The 26,689-nt window shown below is 67.5% G+C and carries 24 protein-coding genes; 9 read left to right on the top strand and 15 right to left on the bottom strand.

Annotation, left to right across the window (positions count from 1 at the left end; genetic code table 11):
- Window positions 1–7: 7 nt before the first annotated feature.
- From AC23D6_RS06975 to creB, 6 genes are all read right to left on the bottom strand, one after another.
- Window positions 8–889 carry a carbon-nitrogen hydrolase family protein gene (locus tag AC23D6_RS06975; protein ID WP_487752057.1) on the bottom strand — a complete coding sequence of 294 codons (882 nt, stop codon included), beginning with the start codon at window positions 887–889 and terminating at the stop codon, window positions 8–10.
- Complete coding sequence (locus AC23D6_RS06970; protein WP_487752056.1) at window positions 886–1,491, bottom strand: GNAT family N-acetyltransferase; 606 nt, start codon at window positions 1,489–1,491, stop codon at window positions 886–888. The genes AC23D6_RS06975 and AC23D6_RS06970 overlap by 4 nt, the downstream gene beginning before the upstream one ends.
- 51 nt (window positions 1,492–1,542) lie before the next feature.
- Window positions 1,543–2,028 (bottom strand): hypothetical protein, encoded by a 486-nt coding sequence (locus tag AC23D6_RS06965; protein ID WP_487752055.1) that lies wholly within the window; start codon window positions 2,026–2,028, stop codon window positions 1,543–1,545.
- 81 nt (window positions 2,029–2,109) lie between these two features.
- On the bottom strand, window positions 2,110–3,480 hold the full coding sequence (gene creD, locus AC23D6_RS06960) for a cell envelope integrity protein CreD (RefSeq protein WP_487752054.1): 1,371 nt from the start codon (window positions 3,478–3,480) through the stop codon (window positions 2,110–2,112).
- 90 nt (window positions 3,481–3,570) lie between these two features.
- A complete protein-coding gene (gene creC / locus AC23D6_RS06955; RefSeq protein WP_487752053.1) occupies window positions 3,571–5,010 on the bottom strand; it encodes a two-component system sensor histidine kinase CreC in 1,440 nt (479 codons plus the stop codon).
- A gap of 3 nt (window positions 5,011–5,013) precedes the next feature.
- Window positions 5,014–5,697 carry a two-component system response regulator CreB gene (gene creB, locus AC23D6_RS06950; protein ID WP_487752052.1) on the bottom strand — a complete coding sequence of 228 codons (684 nt, stop codon included), beginning with the start codon at window positions 5,695–5,697 and terminating at the stop codon, window positions 5,014–5,016.
- A 25-nt stretch (window positions 5,698–5,722) separates the two neighbouring features.
- On the opposite strand from creB, the gene AC23D6_RS06945 reads away from it, so the two are divergent.
- The 5 genes from AC23D6_RS06945 to mfd all read left to right on the top strand — a co-directional run bounded on the left by AC23D6_RS06945 (window position 5,723) and on the right by mfd (window position 12,259).
- Window positions 5,723–6,580, top strand: coding sequence for a 23S rRNA (adenine(2030)-N(6))-methyltransferase RlmJ (locus AC23D6_RS06945; RefSeq protein ID WP_487752051.1), 858 nt, complete (start codon window positions 5,723–5,725; stop codon window positions 6,578–6,580).
- A 67-nt stretch (window positions 6,581–6,647) separates the two neighbouring features.
- A complete protein-coding gene (locus AC23D6_RS06940) occupies window positions 6,648–7,598 on the top strand; it encodes a DUF808 domain-containing protein (protein ID WP_487752050.1) in 951 nt (316 codons plus the stop codon).
- 55 nt (window positions 7,599–7,653) lie between these two features.
- On the top strand, window positions 7,654–8,202 hold the full coding sequence (locus AC23D6_RS06935) for an N-acetyltransferase family protein (protein ID WP_487752049.1): 549 nt from the start codon (window positions 7,654–7,656) through the stop codon (window positions 8,200–8,202).
- Window positions 8,203–8,287: 85 nt separating this feature from the next.
- Window positions 8,288–8,560, top strand: coding sequence for a DUF4242 domain-containing protein (locus AC23D6_RS06930; protein WP_487752048.1), 273 nt, complete (start codon window positions 8,288–8,290; stop codon window positions 8,558–8,560).
- A 108-nt stretch (window positions 8,561–8,668) separates the two neighbouring features.
- Window positions 8,669–12,259 carry a transcription-repair coupling factor gene (gene mfd / locus AC23D6_RS06925; RefSeq protein ID WP_487752047.1) on the top strand — a complete coding sequence of 1,197 codons (3,591 nt, stop codon included), beginning with the start codon at window positions 8,669–8,671 and terminating at the stop codon, window positions 12,257–12,259.
- A gap of 23 nt (window positions 12,260–12,282) precedes the next feature.
- Here mfd and AC23D6_RS06920 read toward each other — a convergent pair whose 3' ends face one another.
- Entirely contained in the window at window positions 12,283–13,833 is a 1,551-nt protein-coding gene (locus AC23D6_RS06920; protein ID WP_487752046.1) for a phospholipase D family protein, read from the bottom strand.
- Window positions 13,834–13,954: 121 nt separating this feature from the next.
- Between AC23D6_RS06920 and AC23D6_RS06915 the strand changes: the two genes are divergently transcribed.
- The 4 genes from AC23D6_RS06915 (at window position 13,955) to AC23D6_RS06900 (ending at window position 17,032) form a co-directional block, all read left to right on the top strand.
- Entirely contained in the window at window positions 13,955–14,491 is a 537-nt protein-coding gene (locus tag AC23D6_RS06915; protein ID WP_487752045.1) for a SixA phosphatase family protein, read from the top strand.
- A 108-nt stretch (window positions 14,492–14,599) separates the two neighbouring features.
- Window positions 14,600–15,463, top strand: a complete 864-nt coding sequence (locus tag AC23D6_RS06910) for a pirin family protein (protein ID WP_487752044.1) — start codon at window positions 14,600–14,602, stop codon at window positions 15,461–15,463.
- Window positions 15,464–15,606: 143 nt separating this feature from the next.
- On the top strand, window positions 15,607–16,329 hold the full coding sequence (aqpZ, locus tag AC23D6_RS06905; RefSeq protein ID WP_487752043.1) for an aquaporin Z: 723 nt from the start codon (window positions 15,607–15,609) through the stop codon (window positions 16,327–16,329).
- A 241-nt stretch (window positions 16,330–16,570) separates the two neighbouring features.
- Window positions 16,571–17,032, top strand: coding sequence for a hypothetical protein (locus AC23D6_RS06900; protein WP_487752042.1), 462 nt, complete (start codon window positions 16,571–16,573; stop codon window positions 17,030–17,032).
- 39 nt (window positions 17,033–17,071) lie between these two features.
- On the opposite strand, the gene AC23D6_RS06895 is transcribed toward AC23D6_RS06900, so the two are convergent.
- The 8 genes from AC23D6_RS06895 to AC23D6_RS06860 form a co-directional block, all read right to left on the bottom strand.
- The gene (locus tag AC23D6_RS06895) at window positions 17,072–17,932 is read right to left on the bottom strand and encodes a pirin family protein (RefSeq protein WP_487752041.1); all 861 of its coding nucleotides are present in this window, start codon (window positions 17,930–17,932) and stop codon (window positions 17,072–17,074) included.
- A gap of 172 nt (window positions 17,933–18,104) precedes the next feature.
- Window positions 18,105–19,466, bottom strand: coding sequence for an NAD-dependent succinate-semialdehyde dehydrogenase (locus AC23D6_RS06890; RefSeq protein WP_487752040.1), 1,362 nt, complete (start codon window positions 19,464–19,466; stop codon window positions 18,105–18,107).
- 188 nt (window positions 19,467–19,654) lie between these two features.
- A complete protein-coding gene (locus AC23D6_RS06885; RefSeq protein ID WP_487752039.1) occupies window positions 19,655–20,497 on the bottom strand; it encodes an ABC transporter permease subunit in 843 nt (280 codons plus the stop codon).
- Window positions 20,494–21,408, bottom strand: a complete 915-nt coding sequence (locus AC23D6_RS06880; protein WP_487752038.1) for an ABC transporter permease subunit — start codon at window positions 21,406–21,408, stop codon at window positions 20,494–20,496. Before AC23D6_RS06880 ends, AC23D6_RS06885 begins: the two co-directional genes overlap by 4 nt.
- Window positions 21,405–22,541 carry an ABC transporter ATP-binding protein gene (locus AC23D6_RS06875; protein ID WP_487752037.1) on the bottom strand — a complete coding sequence of 379 codons (1,137 nt, stop codon included), beginning with the start codon at window positions 22,539–22,541 and terminating at the stop codon, window positions 21,405–21,407. The genes AC23D6_RS06880 and AC23D6_RS06875 overlap by 4 nt, the downstream gene beginning before the upstream one ends.
- Window positions 22,542–22,639: 98 nt before the next feature.
- Window positions 22,640–23,764 (bottom strand): polyamine ABC transporter substrate-binding protein, encoded by a 1,125-nt coding sequence (locus AC23D6_RS06870; RefSeq protein WP_487752036.1) that lies wholly within the window; start codon window positions 23,762–23,764, stop codon window positions 22,640–22,642.
- A 209-nt stretch (window positions 23,765–23,973) separates the two neighbouring features.
- Entirely contained in the window at window positions 23,974–25,089 is a 1,116-nt protein-coding gene (locus tag AC23D6_RS06865; protein WP_487752035.1) for a polyamine ABC transporter substrate-binding protein, read from the bottom strand.
- Window positions 25,090–25,175: 86 nt separating this feature from the next.
- Window positions 25,176–26,540 carry an aspartate aminotransferase family protein gene (locus AC23D6_RS06860; RefSeq protein ID WP_487752034.1) on the bottom strand — a complete coding sequence of 455 codons (1,365 nt, stop codon included), beginning with the start codon at window positions 26,538–26,540 and terminating at the stop codon, window positions 25,176–25,178.
- Window positions 26,541–26,689 lie beyond the last annotated feature (149 nt).

Here is a 26,689-nt window from a genome sequence, read left to right as displayed (position 1 = left end):
GAACGCGTCAGCGCTTGTCCAGTCGGGCGCGCGTGATCGCGGGTTTCAGCTGGCCCGCCCAGTCCCGGTCGTTCGCCACCTGCGCGTCGTCGCGGCTGCGCTCCAGCGCGTCGAAGTCGAGATCGGCGAAGGCCCAGACCTGGTCTCCCGAGGTCTGCACCACCACGCCGTCCGCAGGCAGGCCCCGATCCATCGGCGCGAAGATCGCGGCCTCGCCGGTGTTGATGTCCAGCGCCGGACTCCAAGCCGCTTCGCCCGCCGTCACCGACTGCGCCACGAACACGCGGTTCTCCAACGCGCGCGCCAGGCACCCCACGCGCACGCGGGTGGCGCCGGCCTCGGTGTCGGTGCAGCTGGGCACCAGCAGCAGGCGCGCACCGGCTTCGGCCTGCGCACGCACGGGCAAAGGGAATTCGCTGTCGTAGCAGACGGCCACACCGGCGCGCACGCCGTCCACGTCGAATACGGTCAGCGCGTCGCCGCCGTCGATGACGCCCAGGCCTTTCTCGAACCCGGTGAGTTGCAGCTTGTCCTGCCAGAGGTGCGCACCGTGCGGGGTGAACACATCGCAGCGGTTGCGGTAGCGACCGTTCGCCTTCGCCAGCAGGAAGGTGCCGGCGACGATGTGCAGGTCCAGCGTCTTCGCCAGGTCCGCGTACAGCGCCAACCATGCATCGCGGTATGACTGGATCGCGGCGAGCGAGGCATGCAGGTCTGCCTGCGTGGCGGCATCGAACGTAGCGGCCAGTTCCAGCGACAAGTACTCCGGCAATACGGCGATGTGTGCGCCCTGCGCGGCCGCATCGCCCAGCACGGCCGCCTGGCGTTGCGCGAACGCAGTGAAATCCGCCGGCGCCTGGATCGGATATTTGGCGACGGCGACTTTCATCGGGCAGTCTCCAGCGGGCGCAGCCAGAACGTCAGCGTGTGATCGGTCTCGCCCTGCCCGATTTCGTCCCAGCGCAAGCGCATCGTCATGCCGGGGCGCCGCTCGTAGCCGCGCTTGCCCCAGAACACCTCGTTGCCGCGATGGTTGGCCGGCCTGCGCGAATCATTGTCATCACGATCCACCGCGCAGAACGCGGTCCAGGCGAACCTACCCAGCGCGCGTGCATGCGCCTCGCGATGATCGAAGAAGGCATGGCCGATGCCGCGACCGCGATACCCCGGCAGCAGCACGGATTCGCCGAAATAGAACACGTCTTCCGGATCGAAGGCGCTGTCGAGGAAAGGTTGGCGGAAAGCTTCGGTGTCATCGACCAACGGCAGGCCGGTGGATGCGCCCACGACCTGCGCGTTCTCCATGGCCAGCACGAACAGGCTTTCCGACGAGGCCGCATACGCCGCCAGGTAGTCGCGCTCGTAGGCGAGGTCGCCTTCATAGAGGTAAGGCCAGTCGCGGAACACCGCTACGCGCAGGCGCGCGACGTCGTCCAGCCAGGGCGTGATCTCCGGCCCGCGAAAAAGGCCGATGGTGTGCGCAGAGGTCATCCCTGAACTCTAGCGCACGCCATCGGCCGGGGCGAGACAGCCCGGGGACGTTCAATCCCACCAGCTGTAGACGACGAGGCGTTCGCTCGGCAGCACCACCAGCCAGGTGCCGCCGCGGGTATCACGGGTGAAGTACGCACCTTCCTGCCAGGCGGAGGAGAGCCTGCGGCGCATGCCGGGACCGACGTCCACGTGCATGACGCCCGGCCACAGGCCGGATCCGTCATCCCACTTGCGCCACGTCTCCGGCAGCGGCGACGGTCGCCAGGCTTCGTAGCGCGCCGGTCCACGCGACGACAGCACACCGCGCGCGATGGTGGCGCCGTCGAAGTAGTCCAATCCTTCGCGTTGGATCGCGGTGGCCGCGGCGTCGGACAGTTCCAGCATGACCGCACCATGCGACTCGCACCTCACCAGCAGACCCAGCAGCATGCACTCCAGCTGTCCGGGCGACATCGCGAAGCGCTGCATGCCCGAGGTCTCGATGGCGGACGGCAGCACCTGCTGGGCGCGGTGGTAGATGCGGACGCGGTTCATGGCCCACCCCGCCGCCAGCAGGAGAAGAAGGACCGCGAGCGCGGCCCTCCCCCGATGGCGTTGCCGCTGGCGCGCCATGGCTCAGCGCAGTTCCGTGCCCAGCGCATACCAGTCCACCTTGCGGGTGACCCACATGATCACGGCCAGGATGCCGAACAGCAGCAGCGAGCCCATCAGCAACGCGTTGTCCTCCGATACCAACAACCCGTACAGCACGCCGTACAGCAGCGTCAGCATCGTGGCGAACCCCGCCGCACGCGCCCAGCTATGCAACACACCCGACAGGTAGACGAACTGCAAGCCGATACAGGCGACCGCCGACACCAGGTAGGCCTGCCAGAACGCGATGTGCTCGGAGAGGCTGAGCAGCAGCAGGAAGAAGATCGCCAACGCCAGGCCAACCAGCAGGTATTGCAGCGGATGGATGGGCAGGCGCTTGATCATTTCGAACAGCGCGAAGCCGACGAAGGTCAGCACCACGAACAGGATGCCGTACTTGCTGGCCCGGTCGGCCTGCGTGTAGACGTCGATCGGATCGACCAGGCTGACGTGCAGCGCGTCGACGCTGGTAGTGAGCGGCGCCGCGAGCACGCGGCCGTCGACGATGCGCTCCGCCCGCACATCCGGGCCGTCCTCACCCCGCAGCTGCTTCTGCGCGTTGCTGGCCAGCGAAGAGATCTTCCACGTCGCATTGAAGCCGGACCCGGTGACCTCGCTGGTGGGCGAATAGCCTTCGAACTTCGGATGCGGCCACTTCGATTTGATACGGATGTCGTTGTTGTCGCCCAGCGGCACGACCGACAGCGACTCGGTGCCCTTGAGCAGCAGCTTCATCGCCACGCGCTGGCCCGCCGCCCGGCCCGCCGCGACGGGCGGCAACTCGGCATGGATCCCGTCCAGGCGCGCGCCGAGGTAGCCGGTGCCGGACTTCAGCGGCAGCATGGCGCCATCGACCGTCAGTTCCGGCGTGTCGGCGACACCGCGCACATCGGCAACGCCGAACACGAGGTACGGCGCGCCGTACTGGCGCTCCGCGCCGTTCGCCGAGGGGCCCGGCAGCGCGGGTTCGAACGTGGCGGCAAGATCGGCATGCCACTCGTAGACGCGGACCTTGTACAGGCCCACGGCGCGCTCGGCGGGCTCGAGTCGACCGGTGACCTCCAGCGTTTTCGGCATCTGCAGCAGATGGCCCGTGGTCTTGTCTTCGCGGAGGCGCTTGATGCCCTTGTCGTCCAGCCATTCAGTGCGACGGACCTCGGTCCATGGCACGACGCGGATCGGCCCGGTCACGCGCTGCTTGCCGGCCGTGCCTTCGATGACGCGCTCGACGGCCTGGTGCCGGTAGGCCTCGCGCTCCTGGATGGTGCCCCGGATCATCATCAGGGGGATGAGTAGCAGCAGGACCAGCCCGCCGATGGTGAGGAAACGCAACAGCAATTTCAGTGACTTCATGTCGATGCCCCGATTGGATACGCGGTGCATCGTCCCCGGCCCGTGTGCAACGGGCAGGTGGCCTGTTTGAAGACTGTGTGAAGTGCGGCGTCAGACCGCCGGAAGCGAAAGGATCGCCTCGGCGCCGCCATCGGGACGGTTGCGCAGCGTGGCTTCGCCGCCATGCAGGCGCATCACCTCGCGCACGAACGGCAGGCCCAGGCCGGAACTGCGTTGGCCGTTGTCCGGACGCGGCAGGGAATAGAAACGCTCGAAGACCCGCTCATGCGCGTAGTCCGGCACGCCAGGACCACGATCGCGCACGAAGAAGCGCACCTGCTCGGCGTCGGCTTCGACGGCCAGCTCGACCGTGCCGCCGGCCGGCGAGAACGCGATGGCGTTGTCCAGCAGGTTGCCCAACGCGCGGCGCAGCAGGAAACCGTCGCCTTCGACCGTCCATGCCCCCTGCACCGGCGCCTTCACCACCTGCACGCCGCGCGGCGTCAGCCGGTCGTCCATTGCCTGCACGACGTCGTCGGCGAGCGCGTCGGCCTGCACGCGCTCGCGCCGCTGCAGCCAACCGTGCTGTTCCACTTCCGCCAGCGCGAGCAGCTTGTCGATGGTCTCGGTGAGCCGCTGCTCCTGCGCCTGGATGTTGCGCGCGAAGCGCTGCCGGTCCGCCTCCGGCAGCGGCTCCTGCAGCAGTTCGGCGGCGCCGCGGATGGCGGCCAGCGGGCTTTTCATCTCGTGCGTCAGCGATTGCACGTACTGCTCCACATAGGCCTTGCCGGCCAGCTTGCGGCGCATCGTCTCCAGCGCGCGCCCCAGGTCGCCAATCTCGTCGGCGCGGGGTCGCGGCGGCGGCACGGGTTCGCCGGCGCTGACCGCCTGCGCATAACGGTTGAGCCCGCCGATGCCGCGCACCAGCCACCAGGTCATCAGCACGCCGATCAGCGCGGAGATGCCGATCAGCCAGGCCCCGCGCAGCAGGATGCTGCGCTGGCTGGCGACGATGAAGGGCTCGATGCTGCGGTTGGGCTGCGACAGCGTCAGCACGCCGAGCAGCGTGGCGCGATTGTCGGGGTCGTAGATGGGCGCGGCGACGTGCATGACGGTGTGCGCGGTATCGCCTGGCGCCTCCGGGCTGGACCGCGCGCCGTACTCGCCGCGCAGCGTGCGGTAGACGTCGTTCCAGCGGGAGTTGTCGCGCCCTACATCGCGCCCCTGCGAGTCGAACACGACCACGCCGCGCGCATCGGTGACGGTGACCCGGTAGTCCACGGTGCGCTTCCGGAAACGCCACACCCACGCCTTCGGGTCGCGCTGTTGGGCGAGCGCGACATGGCGCGCGAATGCGCCGTCGGCGATGCGTCCGCCCTTGAGGTCGTCGGCGGCCACTTCGGCCAGCAGGTTGGCGGCATCCACCAGAGTGGACTCCATCGCCTGGCGCACGCCGGGCTTCACTTCATTGACGAAGACGCGCATCACGAAGAAAGCGGCGATGCCGACGATCAGGAAGAAACCGAGGACCAGCTTCAGCCCGAGCCGCATCGGTCAGGCCTCGACGGCGTAACCCAGGCCGCGATGGGTGCGGATCGGGTCGGGGTCGGCACCGGCCGCGCGCAGCTTGGCGCGCAAGGTCTTCACATGCGTGTCGACGGTACGGTCGGCGCTGTCGGCATCGCTGTCCCAGCCGCGGTCCATCAGCTGCGCGCGGCTGAGGATCGCGCCGGGACGCTGCAACAACGCATCCAGCACGGCGTACTCGTAACGGGTCAGGTCGAGCAGCTGCTGGCGATAGCGGATGCGGTGGCCCTCGCGGTCGATGGCGAACGCGCCGCGCGCGATCCAGTCCCCCGCCGATGCCTGCGTCGTGGCGCCCGCGCGGCGCAAGCGCGCCCGCACGCGGGCGACCAGCTCGCGCGGCGAAAACGGCTTGGTGACGTAATCGTCGGCCCCCAGTTCCAGACCCAGCACGCGGTCGATCTCGTCGTTGCGGGCGGTGAGGAAGATCACCGGCACGTCGCTAAACCCGCGCAGCTCGCGGCAGACGTCGAAGCCGCTGATATCCGGCAAGCCGACATCCAGCACCACCACGTCCACGCCGCCGGCGCGCACGCGCGGGGCGACGTCGCGGCCCAGCAGGCAGTGGTCGGCCTCCAGCCCTTCGCTGCGCAACGCATACAGCACGGCATCGGCGATGGCGATTTCGTCTTCGGCAATCAGTACGCGCGGCATGGCGCAAGCATATATGCTGCGCGCCATGAATTACCGCCATGCCTTCCACGCCGGCAACCATGCCGACGTTCTCAAGCACCTCGTCCTGCTGGCCATGGTCGACGCGCTGAAGCGCAAGGACGCCCCGTTCTTCGTGCTGGATACCCACGCCGGCCGCGGCCGCTACCTGCTGGGCGGGGCGGAGAGCCGCAAGACCTCCGAAGCCGATGAAGGCGTGTTCAAGCTGGCCGGCGTGCCTCGACTGCCCGAGCTGGCCGAGCGTTACCTGCGCGCGGTGGAAGCCAACAACCCGGTCGGCGCGCTGGTCGCCTATCCCGGCTCGCCGCTGCTGGTCGCGCAGGCGATGCGGTCGCAGGACCGGCTCGCCGCCTGCGAACTGCAGCCCGAAGAAGCGGCTGCGCTGAAGGAGCTGTTCGCCCACGACGAGCGCGTGGCCGTGCATGCACGGGATGGCTATGCGGCGATGAAGGCCTTGCTGCCGCCGCGCGCGGGCAGCCAGCGGATCGCCCGCGGCCTGGTGCTGATCGATCCGCCGTACGAAGCGCAGGATGCCGAGTACCCGGCCATCACCGCCGCCCTGCGCGATGCGCTAGCACGCTGGCCCGCCGCGACCTACGCCGTGTGGTACCCGATCAAGCAGCGGCGCAGCCTGCTGCCGTTCTTCCGCAAGATGGCCGCGTTACCGTCGAAAGGCGCCTTCGTGGCGGAGCTGCAGGTGCGGCCCGACGATTCCCCGCTGCGCCTCAACGGCAGCGGCATGTTGGTGGTCAATCCGCCCTGGCAATTGGCCGAGGCTCTGGCCCCGGTGCTGCCCGTGCTGGCGGCGACCCTAGGCGAAGCCGGCGCCAGCCATCGGCTGGAGTGGTTGCGCGCGGCAGCCTGACGCGCACGGCGTGTCCACGGGCCTGTGCGAGAATCGGCCCCTCCCCTTCATTCCACAGACCTCTTCCATGGCCGGATCCAGCCTGTTCGCCCTGATCGACGACATCGCCACCCTGCTGGACGACGTGTCCGTGATGACGAAAGTGGCCGCCAAGAAGACCGCGGGCGTGCTGGGCGACGACCTGGCGCTCAACGCGCAGCAGGTCACTGGGGTCAAGGCCGATCGCGAATTGCCCGTGGTGTGGGCGGTGGCGAAGGGCTCGGTGGTCAACAAGGCCATCCTGGTGCCCGCGGCCCTGGCGATCAGCGCCCTGGAGACCTGGCTGCACGGGCGCGGTTACAGCGTCCCCCTGGTCACGCCGCTGATGATGATCGGTGGCGCCTTCCTCTGCTTCGAGGGCGTGGAGAAACTGGCCCACAAGTTCCTGCACAAGGGCGAGGACGAACAGGAACATGCCCAGCGCCTGGCCGCCGTGCAGGACGAAAACGTGGACATGGTGGCGTTCGAGAAGGACAAGATCCGCGGCGCCATCCGCACCGACTTCATCCTCTCGGCGGAGATCATCGTGATCTCGCTCGGCACGCTGGGTGGCCGCACCTTCCTGGAGCAGGTGCTGACGCTGGTCGCCATCGCGGCGATCATGACCGTCGGCGTGTACGGCCTGGTCGGCGGCATCGTGAAGCTGGACGACGCCGGGCTCGCGCTGAGTGCGGACACGCGCGAAAGCGGCTGGGCGCGCTTCAAGCGCGCCTTCGGTCGCGGCATCCTGCGCAGCGCGCCCTACCTGATGAAATTCCTTTCCATCGCCGGCACCGCCGCGATGTTCCTGGTCGGCGGCGGCATCTTGGTGCACAGCATCCCCGCCCTGCACCACGTCATAGAACCGTACACGCACGGCGGCTGGGGCGTGCTGTGGGAGAACCTGTTCAACGCCGGCGTGGGCGTCGTGGCGGGCGCGGTGATCCTGGCCGTGGTCACGACCGTCCAGCGCCTGCGCGGCAAACGCCACGCCGCCTGAACCGCGGCCTGAACGGCCCTCGCCGACCCTCCGGCTTTCATGCGAGCATCCGACCATGACCGCGCCGAAACGCCTGCCGCCCTGGCATGAACACTTCCGCCTGCCCAGCGGGCGCGAACTGCTGATCCGCCCGATCCGCCCCGAGGACGCCGGCCCCATCCAGGGCGCCTTCGGCCTGCTGGGCCCGGAGGAGATTCGCCAGCGCTTCCTCTATGCGTTGAAAGAGCTGACGCCGGAGATGGCCCAGCGCCTGACCCATCCCGACCCCAACACCGAGTTCGCCCTCGTGGCCGCCGAACCGCTGCCGCCGGGCGAGGCGCTGGTGGGTGCAGTCGCGCGTGCGTCGATGGTGGCGCGCACGCGCGATGCCGAATTCGCGATCCTGGTCAGCCATTTCATCGCCGGCCAGGGCCTGGGCCGCCACCTGATGCGCAAGCTGGCCAAGTGGGCGCGCTCGAAGAAGCTGGACCGCCTCTACGGTGATGTGCTCGACAGCAATGAACCCATGCTGCAGCTCGCCCAGTCGTTGGGCTTCAAGCGCGTGCGCGAGGCCGATGGCGCGGGCCTGGTGCGGGTGGTGCTGGACCTCAACGAGGACTCCTGACCGCCGACCGGCGGTCGGCGCACGACGGTGGTTTCCGCGTAGTCGATGGCATGGACGTGGCCCCCGCCACGCATTGGAGTGCCTCATGCCCCGTTATCTGATCGAACGCGACATCGAAGGCGCCGGCCTGATGACGCCGGCCGAGCTGAAAGCCGTTTCCCAGAAGTCCTGCGGTGTGCTGGCCGACTTGGGCCCACAGGTGCAGTGGGAGCACAGCTACGTGACCGACGACAAGGTCTACTGCGTTTACCGCGCGCCCAGCGAAGCGCTGGTGCGCGAACACGCGTTGCGCGGCGGTTTTCCCGCCAATCGCATTTCGCCGGTGGTGGCGATCATCGACCCGCTGACCGCCGAATGAGGCATCGCCCGCGGCGGTGAAGGCCGCCCGCGGCCCTGTTGGTACACTGCGCATCCCTTCGCGCTGGGCACTCCACGGTGTCCGGCGCTGCCGTTGTTTTGTGTACCCATGACCGACGCCAAGAACATCGCCTCCCCTGCTCCCCCGCTGCCGCGTGGCGGCCAATCGCGTGCCTGGTGGCGCGCGCCCGCGTCGCCCACCGCGCTGGCCTGGTCGATCGCCGCTGCTGCCCGCGCCCACGACGGCCCGGTGCTGGTCGTGGCCCGCGACAACCACGAGGCCCACCAGATAGAAGCCGATCTGCACACGCTGCTGGGTGGCAGCGGCGACGACCTGCCGGTGGTGCCGTTCCCGGACTGGGAAACCCTGCCGTACGACCAGTTCAGTCCGCATCCGGACATCGTGTCGCAGCGTCTCGCCGCCCTGCACCGCCTGCCCGCGCTGGCGCGCGGCATCGTCATCGTGCCCGTGCAGACGCTGATGCAGCGCCTGTCGCCGCTGCGGCATATCGCTGGGGGCAGTTTCGACTATCGCGTGGGCCAGCGGCTGGATTTCGATGCGGAGAAGCGCCGGCTCGAGGCCGCCAGTTATCGGCACGTGCCGCAGGTGCTGGACCCCGGCGACTTCGCCGTGCGCGGCGGGCTGCTGGATGTCTACCCGATGGGCGCCGATGCGCCGCTGCGCATCGAATTGCTGGACGACACGGTTGACTCGCTCCGCCATTTCGATCCGGAGAGCCAGCGCTCGCTCGATCGGGTCGAATCGGTCCAGTTGCTGCCCGGCCGCGAAGTGCCGCTGGACGAGCGATCGGTGGACCGCGCGATGACGCTGCTGCGCGACCGCTTCGACGTGGACACGCGTCGCAGCGCGCTTTATCAGGACCTGAAATCGGGGCTGGCGCCGGCAGGCGTCGAGTACTACTTGCCGCTGTTCTTCGATGCCACCTCGACGCTGTTCGATTACCTGCGCGCCAACGCGTTGCCGGTGCTGACCGACGGCTTTGGCGAAGCCGCCGAAGCGTTCTGGGCGCAGACACGCAATCGCTACGAACAGCGCCGCCACGACATCGAGCGTCCGCTGTTGCCGCCGGACGAGCTTTACGTCTCGCCGGACGGCCTGCGCGAGCGGCTCAACCAGCAATCGCGCATCGAAGTGTGCGGCCCGCAGCACAGCCGTCACGCCGATGCGCTGCCGCTGGGCGACCAGCCGTTGCCGCCGCTGCCGGTGGCGGCGAAGGACGCGCCGGCGGGCGAAGCGCTGAAATCGTTCCTGGGCCATTACCCCGGCCGCGTGCTGGTGGCCGCCGATTCGCCCGGCCGCCGCGAAGCCTTGCTGGAAGTCCTGCAGGCCGCGGAGTTGCAGCCGGAGGTAGTGGCCGACTTCGGCGCATTTCTCCCTTCTCCCGCCGGGAGAAGGTGGCGCGAAGCGCCGGATGAGGGTGCGGCGAAGACCACGGCAGCCGAACCACCGCGCACGCTCCGTACCCTCACCCCAACCCTCCTCCCGGAGGGAGAGGGGCTCACACGCTTTGCCATCGCCGTCGCACCGCTGGCCGACGGCTTCGCCCTCGACGATCCGCGCATTGCGGTGCTCACCGAGCGCCAGTTGTTCCCGGAGCGCGCCACCCAGGCGCACCGGCGCAAGCGCACCGGGCGCGAGCCCGAAGCGATCATCCGCGACCTGGGCGAACTCACCGAAGGCGCGCCCATCGTCCACGAAGACCACGGCGTGGGCCGCTACCGCGGCCTGATCGCGATGGACGTGGGCGGCATGCCCGGCGAGTTCCTGGAGATCGAATACGCCAAGGGCGACCGCCTCTACGTGCCGGTCGCACAGCTGCATCTGATCAGCCGCTACTCCGGCGCATCGCCGGAGACCGCGCCGCTGCATTCGCTGGGCGGCGAAGCCTGGGCCAAGGCGAAGAAGCGCGCAGCAGAAAAAGTCCGTGACGTGGCTGCCGAACTGCTGGAGATCCAGGCGCGCCGGCAGGCGCGCGCCGGTTTGGCCCTGCATGTGGACCGGCCGATGTACGAGCCGTTCGCCGCCGGCTTCCCGTTCGAAGAGACGCCCGACCAGCGCGCGGCCATCGAAGCGGTGCTGCGCGACCTGCAGTCCAGCCAGCCGATGGACCGCGTGGTCTGCGGCGACGTGGGCTTCGGCAAGACCGAAGTGGCCGTGCGCGCCGCGTTCGCCGCTGCCAGCGCGGGCAAGCAGGTGGCCGTGCTGGTGCCGACCACGCTGCTGGCCGAGCAGCACTACCGCAACTTCCGCGACCGCTTCGCCGACTGGCCGTTGAAGGTCGAGGTGCTGTCGCGCTTCAAGACCGCCAAGGAGATCAAGGCCGAACTGGAGAAACTCGCCGAAGGCAAGCTGGATGTCATCGTCGGCACCCATCGCCTGCTGCAGCCGGACGTGAAGTTCGCCGACCTCGGCCTGGTGATCGTGGACGAGGAGCAGCGCTTCGGCGTGCGCCAGAAGGAAGCACTGAAAGCCCTGCGCGCCAACGTGCACCTGCTGACACTGACGGCCACGCCGATCCCGCGCACGCTCAACATGGCGATGGCGGGCCTACGCGACCTGTCCATCATCGCCACGCCGCCGGCCAACCGCATGGCGGTGCAGACCTTCGTGACGCCGTGGGACGACGCGCTGCTGAAGGAGGCTTTCCAGCGCGAACTGTCGCGCGGCGGCCAGGTGTACTTCCTGCACAACGACGTGGAGAGCATCGGCCGCATGCAGCGCGAGCTGCAGGAGCTGGTGCCGGAAGCGCGCATCGGCGTCGCCCACGGGCAGATGCCCGAGCGCGAGCTCGAACAGGTGATGCTGGATTTCCAGAAGCAGCGCTTCAACGTGCTGCTGTGCACGACGATCATCGAGTCGGGCATCGACATCCCGAACGCCAATACCATCATCATGAATCGTGCCGACAAGTTCGGCCTGGCGCAGCTGCACCAGCTGCGTGGCCGCGTTGGCCGTTCGCACCACCGGTCGTACGCATACCTGGTGGTGCCGGACAAGCGCAGCATCACCGCCGACGCGCAACGCCGGCTGGAAGCGATCGCCTCGATGGACGAACTGGGCGCGGGCTTCACCTTGGCCACGCACGACCTGGAGATCCGCGGCGCCGGCGAACTGTTGGGCGAGGACCAGAGCGGTCAGATGGCCGAGGTCGGCTTCAGCCTGTACACCGAACTGCTGGAGCGCGCGGTGCGCTCCATCAAGGCCGGCCATCTGCCCGATGTGGACGTGGGCCAGGAGCGTCGCGGCGCGGAGGTCGAGCTGAACGTGCCCGCTTTGATTCCCGAGGATTACCTGCCTGACGTGCATACGCGCCTGACCCTGTACAAGCGCATCAGCAGCGCGCCGCAGAAGGAGGACCTCCGCGACCTGCAGGTAGAGATGATCGACCGTTTCGGCCTGCTGCCGGACCCGGCGAAGTACCTGTTCGCCACCGCCGAGCTGAAGCTGGCGGCCAACGAGTTGGGCATCCGCAAACTGGAACTGGGCGAACACGGCGGCCGCATCGTGTTCGAGAGCAAGCCGAACATCGATCCGATGGCCGTGATCCAGCTGATCCAGAAACAACCCAAGCTGTACGCGATGGACGGCCCCGACAAGCTCCGCATCAAGGTGCCGCTGCCGGATGCGCCCGACCGGTTCAATGCCGCAAAAGGCCTCCTGGCCACCCTGGCCACATGACCGTAGCGTGCGCCATGCGCACGCTACAGCTGCGACTCGATCGGTAGCCAGCCGACCGCACGCGCGACACCGCGGCGCCAGAGGCTGGCTTCGGGTTCGCGCTCCCATATCTTGGGCGGCGTCGACGAGGCGTCCTCCCATCGCAGCGCACCGTCGTGCAACAGGACGCGATAACTCTTGTCCGGTGCGATCTTCGCGTCGTAACTGCGCAGCAGGGCCGCCGCCGCGCCCCGGTCGCGGAACAGGATGCCCATCTCGGTGTTGAGGTTGACCGAGCGGGGATCCAGGTTGAACGAGCCGATGAACCCCTGTTCGCCATCCACGGCGAAGGCCTTGGTATGCAGGCTGGCGCCGCTGGAACCGAACAGGCTGCTGTCCTGGTCGCCGTGCGGCATCAATTCGTACAGCGTCACGCCGCCTTCCAGCAGCGGGATGCGATACGGCGCGTAGCCGCCATGCACTGCCATCACGTCGTTGGCCGCCAGTGAGTTGGTCAGCACGCTGACGTCGACGCCTTCGGCACGCTTGCCGACCAGCCAGCGGGTGCCTTCGTCGCCGGGGACGAAGTACGGCGAGATCACGCGCAGTTCGCGACGCGCTTCGCCCATCGCCTTGCCCAGCCGATGGACCAGCCAGCGTGCCTGGCCCTCGCCTTCGCCCTTGGCGGCGGGATCGGAGTACACCCCCACCTCATCCAGCCAGTACAGCGCGTTGCCGCCCAGCAACGCGGGGAGGCCGGGCGTCGAACGCAAGCGCGCGACATAGGCGCCGGCGCGCGCCGAACGGTAGCCGGTATCGCCATGGGCACGCAGGCGCTCCAGCGCACCCTCCTCGGCCTGGGTCATGGCGGCCAGCGGAATGACCGAGGCGCTGTTCCAGAAGTCATCGAAGATCGCCGACGTCTGTTGTACGGCGGGCCCGATCAGCGCGACGTCGAGGTCGAGGAAGTTGGTCTCGGCGGCGGCATCGAAATACTCGTCGCCGACATTGCGCCCGCCGACCACCGCCACGCGTCCGTCGGCGATCCAAGCCTTGTTGTGCATGCGGCGGTTCATCGCCACCGGCCGCAGCAGCATCTCGCTGGCCCGGCCCAGCACCCCGACCCGGCTGCGCGACGGATTGAACAAACGGACCTCGATGTTGGGATGCGCATCCAGCGCGGCCAGGTGCGAGTCCTTGCCGTGCGCGGTCATGTCGTCGAGCAGCAGGCGCACACGCACGCCGCGGTCGGCCGCGCGCAGTACCTCGTAGCCCAGCAGGTTGCCGGTGAAGTCGTGGTTCCAGATGTAGTACTGCAGGTCCAGGCTGCGACCTGCGGCACGTGCGGCGGCGGCGCGGACAGTGAAGGCGTCGAGGTTGTCGGACAGCAGCGCCATGCCGCTCTGACGTGGGTGCGCGCGCAGCATCGGCGCGACCGCGCGGTCCAGCGGTGTGGCGTCCGCGGCCGTCGGCAGCGCATGCGCGGGCGCGCCCCGTGCGGTCTCGGCAAACCGACCATAGCTGTACAGCGCCACGGCGGACGCCACCACCAGTACCAGCAGACCCAGGCCGATTCGGCGTAGCCACTTACGCATTCCGTTTCCTCCCCTCGCGTGCCCCTATCGTAGGGCTTGCGGTGTGAGGGCCACGCTTGCACCCCCGATCCCGGCGTTGCACCCTCGCCTCCTGCCTTCGCCGAGGATCGCCATGTGCCCCGTGCCCCTGCTCCGTCTCGTAGTCCTGCTGGCGATGGCCCTGCTGGTCGCCGCCTGCAGTACGTCACCTTCGCGCGACACCGCGGACGCGCCGCTGACGTTCATCGTCGTCCGCCATGCCGAGAAGGCCAGCGACGACCCCCAGGATCCCCGCCTGTCCGACGCCGGGCGCGCGCGGGCCGACGCCTTGGCGGTGCGCCTGAAGGACGCGCCGCTGGTGGCCGTGTATGCGACCGAGTTCCGCCGTACCCAGCAGACCGCGCGCCCCACCGCTGACGCCCACGGCATGCCGGTCGGCGCCTACTTCGCGCGGGGCCCGGCGAGGGAGAGCGCCGCGCAATGGAAGCGGACGCACCGCGCCGGCACCGTGCTGGTCGTCGGCCATAGCAATACCGTGCCCGACCTGGTGGCGGCACTGTGCGGCTGTACCGTGCAACCGATGGACGACAGCGAGTACGACCGGCTTTCCATCGTGCGCGTGGATGCGACCGGCCGCGCGACGCTCGAGGTCGAGCGCTACGGCGTCACCGCGCCCTGAGCACGCCCCGCCCGGATGGGGGATGACGCGCAACGGACCGTTTCCGTATCGTCGTCCGGGTCGGCGCCACGCCATGCGATGCTGCGCGCCTCCCACCGAGGACATGCCATGACCACGATCATCGCACCACGCGTGCACGACCTGGGCGGCGGCTTCAACGTGCGCCGCGCCGTTCCCAGCCTGCAGGCCCGCAGCGTGGGGCCGTTCGTCTTTGTCGACCACATGGGGCCGGCCGTGTTCGAGCCCGGACGCGGCATCGACGTGCGCCCACACCCGCACATCGGCCTGGCGACGGTCACCTTCCTCTGGTCGGGCGCGATCAACCACAAGGACACGTTGGGCTCGGAACAGGTGATCTCGCCGGGTGACGTCAATTGGATGACCGCCGGCCGCGGTATCGCCCATTCCGAACGCACGCCCCTCGACGTGCGCACCGGCCGCCACGACGTGCACGGCATGCAGACATGGGTCGCCCTGCCGAAGTCGTACGAGGAAGTCGCCCCCGAATTCCACCACCACGCGGCCGCGACCCTGCCGGTCGTCGACCGGGCCGGTGTGCGTCTGCGCATCATCGCCGGCCGCGCCTACGGCGAGGAATCTCCGGTGAAGGTCTTCAGCGGCACCTTCAACGTGGCCGTTGATCTGCAGCCGGATGCGGAACTGGAGATCGACGCGGGCCACGTCGAGCGTGCGCTGTACGTGTTGGAAGGCGACGCGCAGGTCGATGGCGCCGACATCCCGGAGAAGCACCTGGTGGTGTTCGATCGGGGCAGCCGTCCCATCCTGCGGGCCAAGACGCCGGTGAAGGGCTTGCTGATGGGCGGTGAGCCGCTGGATGCCCCGCGCCACATGTGGTGGAACTTCGTGTCGAGTTCGCAGGAGCGGATCGACCAGGCCAAACAGGACTGGCTGGACGGCCGCTTCGGCCATGTGCCCGGCGAAACCGAATTCATTCCCCTGCCGGAGCGATGAGCCACGGGCGGACGAAATGTGAGTTTTACTTCAGTCGCGTTTGAATCCCGCGCGGCTAACGCAAAGCAAACACGCATCCCTTTCGCGTTCCGCTATCGTGCGCGCACCGTCATGTGACGGGCACGCACGCATTGGGGGCTGGCATGAGTCTGGCAAAGAAACTCGCGGCGGAATTCCTGGGGACGTTCTGGCTGGTACTGGGCGGCTGCGGCAGCGCCGTGCTCGCGGCGAGCTTCGGAGGCGACGGCAACCCGCTGGGCATCGGCCTGCTGGGCGTATCGCTGGCGTTCGGCCTGACTGTCCTGACCGGCGCCTATGCGTTCGGCCACATCTCCGGCGGCCACTTCAATCCTGCGGTCAGTCTGGGCCTGTGGGCGGGCGGGCGTTTCCAGGCGCGCGAATTGCTGCCGTACATCGTGGCGCAGGTCGTGGGCGGCCTGGCGGCCGGCTTCATCCTGTTGCAGATCGCGCAGGGCCAGGCCGGTTTCGCGATCGATCCCAATGCCGCCGGCGCCTTCGCCAGCAATGGCTATGGCGCGATGTCGCCGGGCGGCTACAGCGTCGCGGCGGCGTTCCTCACCGAAGTGGTCCTCACCGCGTTCTTCCTGATCGTCATCATGGGCTCCACGCACGGACGCGCGCCGACGGGCTTCGCGCCCATCGCGATCGGCCTGGCGCTGACCCTGATCCACCTGATCAGCATCCCCGTCACCAATACCTCGGTGAATCCGGCACGCTCCACCGCCGTCGCCCTGTTCGCCGGCCCGACGGCCGTGGGACAACTGTGGCTGTTCTGGCTGGCGCCGGTGCTGGGCGGTCTGATCGGCGGCATGCTGTACGGCTGGCTGGGGCGCGAGCGCACCTGAGCCGCCGCGCGGTGCCCGGCCTCGCGCCGGGCGCCCGCGTGACAGGGGGTGTGACTGGGATCGCCGTTCCCGCGCATAACGCGTTGTTTTGCGGCGCAGCATGGGCTATGGTCGGGCCATTGCCGGGGGAAAACGGCAGGCGACACCGGGGATGACCAAGGGATGGAATCGGCCGCACGGCCTGCCGCGGTGCGCGCAAGAACGCGGAACCGCCCGAAGGGCGACCATCCAGGGGAATGCCATGAAGCTCGTGATCGCCGCCAGTCTCTTCTTCGCTTCCGCCGTCGCAGCGGCGCAGGAAGCCCCGCCCTGTCCCACCCTGCCCGCCAGCGCCGGGCTGCAGTGGGAGCAACGCGTTGACGCCAACTTCATCGCTTGCAAGGCGGTCGCCGCCGACGGGCGCCAGGTCCTCAACGTCATGCTCACGTCGCGCGACCCGAAGATCCGCCTGGAGCGTCGCCTGCGCCAGGAGGAGAGCTCGTTCTCTGGCGAAGAGATCTTCTGGTACCGCCCCGATCTGGCCGGCCAGGAAACCTCGGCCGCCATGGCCTCGCGCCGCATCACCGTCGTCGAGTTGGACAACGACCGCTACGCGCAGGTGTGGATCAACGCCAACTCGCCCGAAGAACTCGGCAGCCTGATTTCGCTGGCGCAGCAACTCGACGTGCGCGCTACCAGCGCGCAGCTGTCCGCCGGCAACTGACCGCCCGGGGCGGGACAGCGTCCCGCCTTCGCGCATCGGTCAGAAGCGGCCTTCCTGGAAATCCACGAAGGCCTGCATCAGCTCCTGTCGCGTGTTCATGACGAAGGGGCCGTGGCGCATCACCGGCTCGCGCAACGGCCGTCCTGCCACCACGATCAGGCGCGCAGGACGACTGCCTGCACGAACCTGCAACACGTCGCCGCCACCGAGCACGCCCATCTCGTGGGTATCCAGCGGCCGCGCTTGGTCGCCCTCGCCGACGGTCAGCGCACCTTCGAACACGTACGCGAACGCGTTGTGCCCGACCGGCAACGCATATTCCCAGGCCTTGCCGGCCTCGAGCGCAATGTCGAGGTAGACCGGATCGGTGGCGGGCTGCGAAATCGGGCCCTGCACGTCGCCGACGGTGCCGGCGATCACCTTCACCTCCACGCCCGCCGCCGGCGTGGCGACCGGAATGCGGTCGGGGGCGAACTCCTGGTACTTCGGGTCCGTCATCTTCTCGCGCGCCGGCAGGTTCACCCACAGCTGGAAGCCGCGCATGCGGCCGGACTCCTGCTCGGGCATTTCCGAATGCACCAGCCCGCGCCCGGCGGTCATCCACTGCACGGCGCCCGGCGTCAGCAGGCCTTCGTTGCCGTGGTTGTCGCGATGGCGCATGCGGCCATCGAGCATGTAGGTGACCGTTTCGAAACCGCGATGCGGATGCTCCGGAAAGCCGGCGAGGTAGTCCTCGGCCTTGTCCGTGCCGAATTCGTCGAGCAGCAGGAACGGATCGAGATCGGGCAGGTCGGGGCCGCCGATCACGCGCGTCAGCTTGACGCCCGCGCCGTCGGACGTGGGTCGGCCGCGGACCGTGCGGATCACGCGGGCGGGGGTGGTATCGGTGAGGGTGGGCATGTTGCCTCCTGGTCAACTGCCGACAAGATGGCACCGGCATGGCCACTTAGGAACGGCAGCCACCGTAACCATCCGTTCCACCCATGGACATCGTGGAGCGGAGCTTGCTCCGCTGTTCCCGCTTCCGTCACCACGGAGCCGAGCAAGCTCGGCTCTTCTGAGCGATCTCCGATCAGGCGATATAGACCGACTTGATGTTCATGAACTCGTGGATGCCATGCTCGGCCAGTTCGCGACCGAAACCCGAGCGCTTGGTGCCGCCGAACGGCAGACGCACATCGCTGCGGACGATGGCGTTGACGAAGGCCGCGCCGACCTGCAGCTGCCGCGCGATGCGGTCGCCACGGTCGGCATCGCGCGTCCACACACTGCCGCCCAGGCCGAAGGTGGTGTCGTTCGCCACGCGCACGGCCTCGGCATCGTCCTTCACCCGCAGGATGCTGGCGACGGGACCGAACAGTTCCTCCTCGTACGCGGGCATGCCCGGTGCGACGGCATCGAGGATCGAGGCCGGATAGCCGGCATGCGAGGCATCGGGCGCGCCGCCGAGCAGCACCTTCGCGCCCTTGGCGACGCTGGCCTGCACCTGCTTGTGGAGTTCGTCGCGCAGGTCCTGTCGCGCCATCGGCGCGAGCGTGGTCGCGTCATCCTGCGGGTCGCCCAGCTGCAGCTTCGCCGCCGCCTCGACGAAGCGCTGCACGAACGCGTCCGCGATGCCCTCCTGCACGATGAAGCGCTTGGCCGCGATGCAGGTCTGGCCTGCGTTGCCGAAGCGCGAGGCCACGGCCCCGGCGACGGTCTTGTCCAGGTCGGCATCGTCCAGGACGATGAAGGCATCGCTGCCGCCCAGTTCCATCACGCTCTTCTTCAGCTGACTGCCGGCATTGGCCGCCACCGAGCGCCCGGCCCGCTCGCTGCCCGTCAGCGTCACCGCGGCGACACGCGCGTCGCGGATCACCTCGGCCGCCTGCTCGTTGTCGATGTGCAGCACGCCGAAGACGCCATCCGGCAATCCGGCCGCTGCCAGCGTCTCCGCGATCGCGTCGGCGCAGCGCGGCACGTTGCTCGCATGCTTCAGCACGGCCACGTTGCCGGCCATGAGGGCCGGCGCCAGGAAGCGGAATACCTGCCAGATGGGGAAGTTCCAAGGCATCACCGCCAACACGCAGCCAATCGGCTCGTAACGCACGTAGCTGCGCTGGCCATCGGTCGCGACGGGCTGGTCCAGCAGGTAATCGGCGGCGTGATCGGCGTAGTAATCGCAAGCGCCGGCACATTTGTCGACTTCGGCCAGGGCTTCCTTGCGCAGCTTGCCCATCTCCGCCGTCATGGTGCGCTGGATGTCGTCGCGGCGTCGGCGCAACTCCGCACCGATGGCGCGCAGCACCTTGCCGCGCTCGGCCAGCGACAGCGCCGCCCACGCGGGGAAGGCGCGCTGCGCAGCGGCGAGCGTGGCATCGACCTGCGCGGCCGTCATCAGTTCGTGGCGGTATTCGACCTGCCCGGTCGCGGGATTGATGGTTTCGACGGTCATGGCTTCTTCTAAGTCGTGGTCTGCCGGAAGAGAAAGGATTCTGGACGCGACGAGGTTATGACGCCGTTGCGGAACCTCTCGACCGTCGCTGGACGTCCGTTGCCGTCGTCCCAGCGTACGCTGGGATGACGAGACAAGGGATTGCGGTCGCACCAGCGTTCGACATGCCCTCCCTGCCCTGCCGCTTGCTACCCGTTGTCTTGCAAGGCCAGCTGCATGTCGCGCTGGCGCCGCTTCTCTTCGCGGTACATGAGCCACCAGCCCAGAAAGGCGGCCACGGTCACCACCAGAATCATCAGCGTGGCGAGCGCATTGATCTTCGGGCTCAGGCCCAAGCGCACTGACGAGAACACCTTCATCGGCAGCGTCGTGGAGCTCGGCCCGGCGACGAAGCTGGCGATCACCACGTCGTCCAGCGACAGGGTGAAGGCGAGTAGCCAGCCCGACACCAGCGCCGGCGCGATGATCGGCAGGGTGATCAGGAAGAACACCTTGATCCGGTTCGCACCGAGGTCCATCGCGGCTTCTTCCAGCGACTTGTCCAGCTCGGACAGCCGTGAAGACACCACCACGGTGACGAACGCCAGGGTGAAGGTCACGTGCGCGATCCAGATCGAAAGGATGCCGCGCGGCTGCAGGCCGACCACCTGGCCCAGCGAGACGAACATCAGCAGGACCGACAGGCCGATGATCACTTCCGGCATCACCAGCGGCGCGGTGATCAGCGCGCCGAACAAGGTCTTGCCGGGGAAGCGCCGCATGCGCGTCATCACAAGCGCCGCCATCGTGCCGAGCACGACCGCGGCGGTCGCCGTCCAGAACGCCACCTTGATGCTGACCCAGGCCGCATCGAGCATCTGCTTGTCGCGGAACAGTTCGCCGTACCACTTGAACGAGAAGCCCGACCACACCGTGGCCAGGCGCGACTCGTTGAAGGAGTACACCATCAGGATGAAGACCGGGATGTAGAGGAAGGCGAAGCCCAGGCCGAGCACCGTCCAGTTGACCGCACGTTGTCCGATCCGGCTCATGTCAGCCTCCCTTCCATCTCGCGCTGCTGCACCCGGTTGAAGATCAGGATCGGGATCAGCAGCAGGATCAGCATGACGATGGCCACCGCCGATGCCGCAGGCCAGTCGCGGTTATTGAAGAACTCGCCCCACAGCACGCGGCCGATCATCAGCGTGTCCGGGCCACCGAGCAGCTCGGGAATGACGAATTCGCCGACCGCCGGGATCATCACCAGCATGCAGCCGGCGATGATGCCCGCCTTCGACAAGGGCAGGGTGATCGTGAAGAACGCCTTCCACGGCTTGGCGCCGAGGTCGTAGGCCGCCTCCAGCAGACGATGGTCGTGCTTGACCAGGTTGGTATACAGCGGCAACACCATGAACGGCAGGTAGCAGTAGACGATGCCGATGTAGGCCGCCATCGGCGTATAGAGGATCTGCAGCGGTTCGTCGATCAGGCCGATCTTCATCAGCAGGTTGTTGAGCAGGCCGTTGTTCTTCAGGATGCCGATCCACGCGTAGACGCGGATCAGGAACGATGTCCACGACGGCAGCACCACCAGCATCATCGCAATGTTGCGCGACGACGGTGGCAGGCGCGCGATCACGTAGGCGATCGGATACGCCACCAGCAGCGCGAGGAAGGTGGAGATCGCCGCGATCTTGATCGAACTGAGGTAGGCCGCGATGTACTGGGAGTCGGTGAACAGCGCCGCATAGTTGCCCAGGTTGAGTTTGAGCGTCAGCGCCTCGTCGATGTACTCGAGGATGGGGGTGTACGGCGGCATCGCGATCGCCAGCTTGGCGAAGGAAATCTTCAGCACGATCAGGAACGGGATCGCGAAGAACAGCAGCAGCCACACGTACGGCACCGAGATCACGCCCCAACGCGGCCCCGGCAGGCGTTTCTGGAGGGAGCGCAGGATGTTCATGAGGTGAGCACCACGCCGTCGTTGTCGCCCCACCACACCCACACTTCATCGTTCCAGGTCATGCCCTCGCTCGCCCAGCGCTGCACGTTGGCGAAGTTGGCCATGAACTTGTAGCCGCTCGGCAGGCGCACGTGGTAAACCGAGTGGCTGCCGAAGTAGGCGATGTCCTCGATCACGCCCTTGGCCTTGTTGTGCGGCTGCGGCGGCTCGGCCTTGCCGATGCCCAGCTTCTCGGGCCGCACCGCGAACGCCACTTCCTGGCCTTCGAAACCCGAGATGCCGTGACCGATGTAGATCGGGTCAGGCAGCTGCGGCGAGCGGATGGTGACGTAGTTCGCTTCGTCCTCCTCCACCGCGCCTTCGATCAGGTTGACCGAGCCGATGAACTCGGCGGCGAAACGGCTGGTCGGCTGCTCGTAGATTTCATCGGGCGTGCCGACCTGGCGGATCCAGCCCTGGTCCATCAGCGCGATGCGGGTGGCCATCGTCATCGCTTCTTCCTGGTCGTGAGTGACCATTACGCAGGTCACGCCCGACTTCTCGATGATGCTGACCAGTTCCAGCTGCATCTGCGAGCGCAGCTTCTTGTCCAGCGCACCCATCGGCTCATCCAGCAGCAGCAGCTTCGGCCCCTTGGCCAGCGACCGCGCCAGCGCCACCCGCTGCTGCTGGCCGCCGGACAGCTGGTGCGGTTTGCGCTTGGCCAGCTTGCCCAGCTGGACCAGGGCGAGCATTTCTTCGACGCGCTTCTTGATGGCGTCCTTCGCCAGGCCGTCCTGCTTAAGGCCGAACGCGATGTTCTGCTCCACCGTCATGTGCGGGAACAGCGCGTAGGACTGGAACATCATGTTGAGCGGCCGCTCGTAGGGCGGCAGGTCGTTGAGCAACTGGCCATCCAGGAAGATCTTGCCGGAGGTCGGCTTCTCGAAGCCGGCCAGGCAGCGCAGCAGCGTGGACTTGCCGCTGCCCGATCCACCCAGCAGCGCGAAGATTTCGCCCTTGCGGATCGTCAGGTTGGTGTCGTCGACGGCCACGAAGCCGTCGAATTCCTTGCGCACGTCCACGATGCGCAGGTACTCCTGCGCGGTCGCCTTGCCGTTCGGTGCCGCGCCGTTGCCCTGTTCTGCCGCCATGGAGTTCCCCGATCGCCGGCGCTGCATCGGCGCCAGCCGTGATGTCGTGCGTGGACCGCCGGATCCGGGGCAGGCCCTGCCCGCCCCGGCCGCGGGACTTACTTGCCGGTCTTCAGTTCCGTCCAGATGCGCGTGTACTGGCGGTCCACGTCCGGCGGGATGATGGCGAAGGTGAAGAGCTTGGCCTCGACCTCGGGGGTCGGGTAAATGGTCGGATCTTCGGTGATCGACTTGTCCATCAACGCCTTCGCCTTCGGCAGGGCGTTCGGATAGCTGATGAAGTTGGAGTTGTTGGCCATCACCTGCGGGTCAAGCAGATAGTTGATGAAGGCGTAGGCCTCCTCGACGTGCTTGGCGTCCTTCGGGATGGACAGCATGTCGAACCACTGCGGCGCACCTTCCTTCGGAATGGCGTAGGCGATGTTGACGCCGTTCTTGGCTTCCGCGGCGCGGTCGCGCGCCTGGATGATGTCGCCCGACCAGCCGACCACCAGGCAGGTGTCGCCATTGGCCATCGCGTCGATGTACTGCGAAGAATGGAAGTTGGTGATGTACGGCCGAATGGTCTTGAGCAGCGCGGCGGCCTTGTCGATCACCGCCGGATCCTGGCTGTTCGGATCCTCGCCCAGGTAGTTCAACGCGATCGGGATGATCTCCGACGGGGTGTCGAGGAAGGTCACGCCGCAGTCCTTCAGCTTGCTGATGTTCTCAGGCTTGAACACGATGTCCAGGCTACCGGCGATGTCCGTGTTGCCGAACGCGGCCTTCACCTTGTCGACGTTGTAGCCGATGCCGGTGGTGCCCCACATGTAGGGAATGGCGTACTGGTTGCCCGGGTCCTGGTTCTCCAGGCGCTTCATGATGGCCGGGTCCAGGTTGGCGTAGTTGGGGATCTTGCTCTTGTCCAGCGGCAGGAACACGCCGGCCTGGATCTGCCGCCCGAGGAAGTTCATCGTCGGCACGACGACGTCGTAGCCGCTGCTGCCGGCCAGCAGCTTGGTCTCCAGGACCTCGTTGCTGTCGAACACGTCGTAGGTGACCTTGATGCCCGACTGCTTCTCGAAGTTCGGGATGGTGTCCTCGGCGATGTAGTCGGACCAGTTGTAGACGTTGACCTGTTTGTCGCCGCCATCGGCCGGCTTGGCGGCGTCGCCTTCGCCGGATTTGCCGCAGGCCGCGAGGCTACAGAGGGCCAGGGTGGTTGCCAGTACGCGCAGTTTCATCAATCTCTCTCCATTCGGCCCGCGAGGGCGGCTTGATGTGGTCCCCGCGTTGGCTCATGGTCGCCGCGGGCGTGCTGTCATTGCAGTGGCCGGTTCCGTGCCGTCGTTGCTCCCCTTCTCCCCTCCCTCTGCGGTGGCGCCGTCCGCTCGCGCGTGCGGCGCCACCATGGCAAAGGGCGCGTCCGTCACGGCCCGCGCCCTCGTGTGCTTCAGCGTCCGGTCTTCAGTTCCGTCCAGATGCGCGTGTACTGGCGATCCACCTCAGGCGGCAGGATCGCGAAGGTGAAGAGTTTCGCGTCCACGTCGGCCGGCGGATAGATCGTCGGGTCGTCCGCGATCGCCTTGTCCACCATCGGCTTGGACGACGGCACCGGATTCGGGTAGGTCACGAAGTTGGTGTTCGCCGCCGCGACCTTCGGGTCCAACAGGTAGTTGATGAAGGCGTAGGCGCTGTCGACGTTCTTGGCGTCCTTCGGGATCGCCAGCATGTCGAACCACTGCGGCGCGCCTTCCTTCGGGATCGAATACGCCACGTTGACGCCGTTGCCGGCTTCGGCGGCGCGGTCGCGCGCCTGGATGACGTCGCCCGACCACCCGACCACCAGGCAGACGTCGCCGTTGGCGAGGTCGTTGATGTACGAGGACGAATGGAAGTTGCGGATGTACGGCCGGATCGTCTTCAGCAGCGCCGCCGCCTTGTCGATGACGGCCGGGTCGAAGCTGTGCGGATCTTCGCCCAGGTAGTTCAGCGCGATCGGGATCAGTTCCGACGGCGTATCCAACACGGTGATACCGCAGTCCTTCAGCTTGGCCGCGTTCTCAGGCTTGAACACCACGTCCCAGCTGCCGGTAATGGCGGTATCGCCGAAGATCGTTTTGATCTTGTCGACGTTGTAGCCGATGCCGCTGGTGCCCCACAGGTACGGCACGGCGTACTGGTTGCCCGGGTCCTGCTGCTCGATGCGCTTGAGCATGGCCAGGTCGAGGTTCTTCAGGTTGGGGATCTTGCTCTTGTCCAGCGGCAGGAACACGCCGGCCTGGATCTGCCGGCCCAGGAAACTCAGCGACGGCACGACCACGTCGTAGCCGCTGCTGCCGGCCAGCAGCTTGGTCTCGACCATCTCATCGCTGTCGAACACGTCGTAGGTCACCTTGACGCCGGTGGCCTTCTCGAAATTGGGGATGGTGTCCTCGGCGATGTAGTCGGACCAGTTGTAGACGTTGAGCGCCTTGGACGGTGCGTCGGCGGCGGCCTTTTCGTCCTTGCCGCCACAGGCGGCCAGGACGGCGGCGGCCAGCATGACGGTGAGGGTCTTGAGCTTCATCGGGGTCTCCATGGAACAGGATCGGGGGAGGGAACCATCATACGCCCGGGGTGCGGCGCCGTGAGGCAGCGCACGCTCGCCCGCACCTATAACCCCAGGTCCGTCGCGGTGTCGTTGAGCGCTTTCCACGTCTTGTCGAACAGCTCGTCGACCTGCGCGCGGGTGATCACCAACGGCGGCGACAGCAGCATCGCGTCCCAGGTGGCGCGCAGGATCAGTCCGTGCTTCAGCGCGTGGTCGCGGCAGCGCGGGCCGACCGTGCCGCGTTCGGGAAAGAACGCGCGCTTGCCCTTGTCCGGCACCAGCTCCAGCGCGCCGACCATGCCGGCAATGCGGGCCTGCCCCACCAGCCGGTGTTCGCCCAGTTCGGCCCAGCGCTGGGCCAGGTACGGCGCCACTTCGGTCTTCGCGCGCTCGACGATCTTTTCTTCCTGCAGGATGCGGATGTTCTCCAACGCCACCGCCGCGCAGACCGGATGGCCCGAATACGTGGCGCCGTGCGCCAGTTCTCCTCCCTGCTCCTTCAGGACCTTCGAGATGCGGTCATTGAACATCGCCGCCCCCAGCGGGATGTAACCGGAGGTGATGCCCTTGGCCACCGGCATGATGTCCGGCTGGAACCCGAAGTACTGCGAACCGAACCACTCACCGGTGCGGCCGAAGCCGCAGATCACTTCGTCGGCCACCAACAGCACGTCGTACTTGCGGCAGATGCGCTCGATCTCGGGCCAGTAGGTTTTCGGCGGAATGTAGACGCCGATGGCGCCCATGATCGGTTCGCCGATGAAGGCCGCCACGCGGTCCGGCCCCAGTTCCAGGATCTTCTGTTCCAGCCGGCGCGCCGCGACCAAGCCGTACTCGTCCTCGGACAGATCGCCGCCGTCGGCGAACCAGAACGGCGGATCGATGTGGTGGATATCCGGAATCGGCAGGCCGCCCTGCTTGTGCATGCCCTTCATGCCGCCGAGGCTGGCGCCGGCCATGGTGGTGCCGTGGTAACCATCGTGGCGGCCGATGAAGATGTTCTTCTGCGGCTTGTCCTGCACGGCCCAGAAATGCCGCACCAGGCGCAGAATCGTATCGTTCGCCTCCGAGCCGGAGTTGACGAAGAAGGCGTGGTTGAGATCGCCCGGCGCGAGTTCGGCGAGCTTGGCCGCCAGTTCGATGGTCGGCTCGGTCGTGCACTGGAAGAAACTGTTGTAGTACGCCAGTTGTGTCATCTGCTTCGACGCGACCTCGCCCAGTTCCTTGCGGCCATAGCCGATGTTGACGCACCACAGGCCGGCGAACGCGTCGAGCAGTTGGTTGCCCTCCGCGTCCCAGACATAGCACCCCTCGCCCTTGGTCAGGATGCGCGTGCCTCGCTTGGCCAGCGCGGCGTTGTCGTTGAACGGATGCAGGTGGTGCTCGGCGTCGAGCTGCTGCAGGGTGCGGGTGTCGAGTCGGGTCATAAGGGCTCCGTGATATCGAGCCCCTCTCCCACCGGGAGAGGGGTTGGGGTGAGGGTCCGGCGGCATCATCAAAGGTGAACCCTCCCGATGTCGCCACACCCTCATCCGGCGCTTCGCGCCACCTTCTCCCGGCGGGAGAAGGGAACAAC

Source organism: Pseudoxanthomonas sp. G3, assembly GCF_057654715.1.
This window is presented reverse-complemented; position numbering and strand designations above follow the sequence as displayed.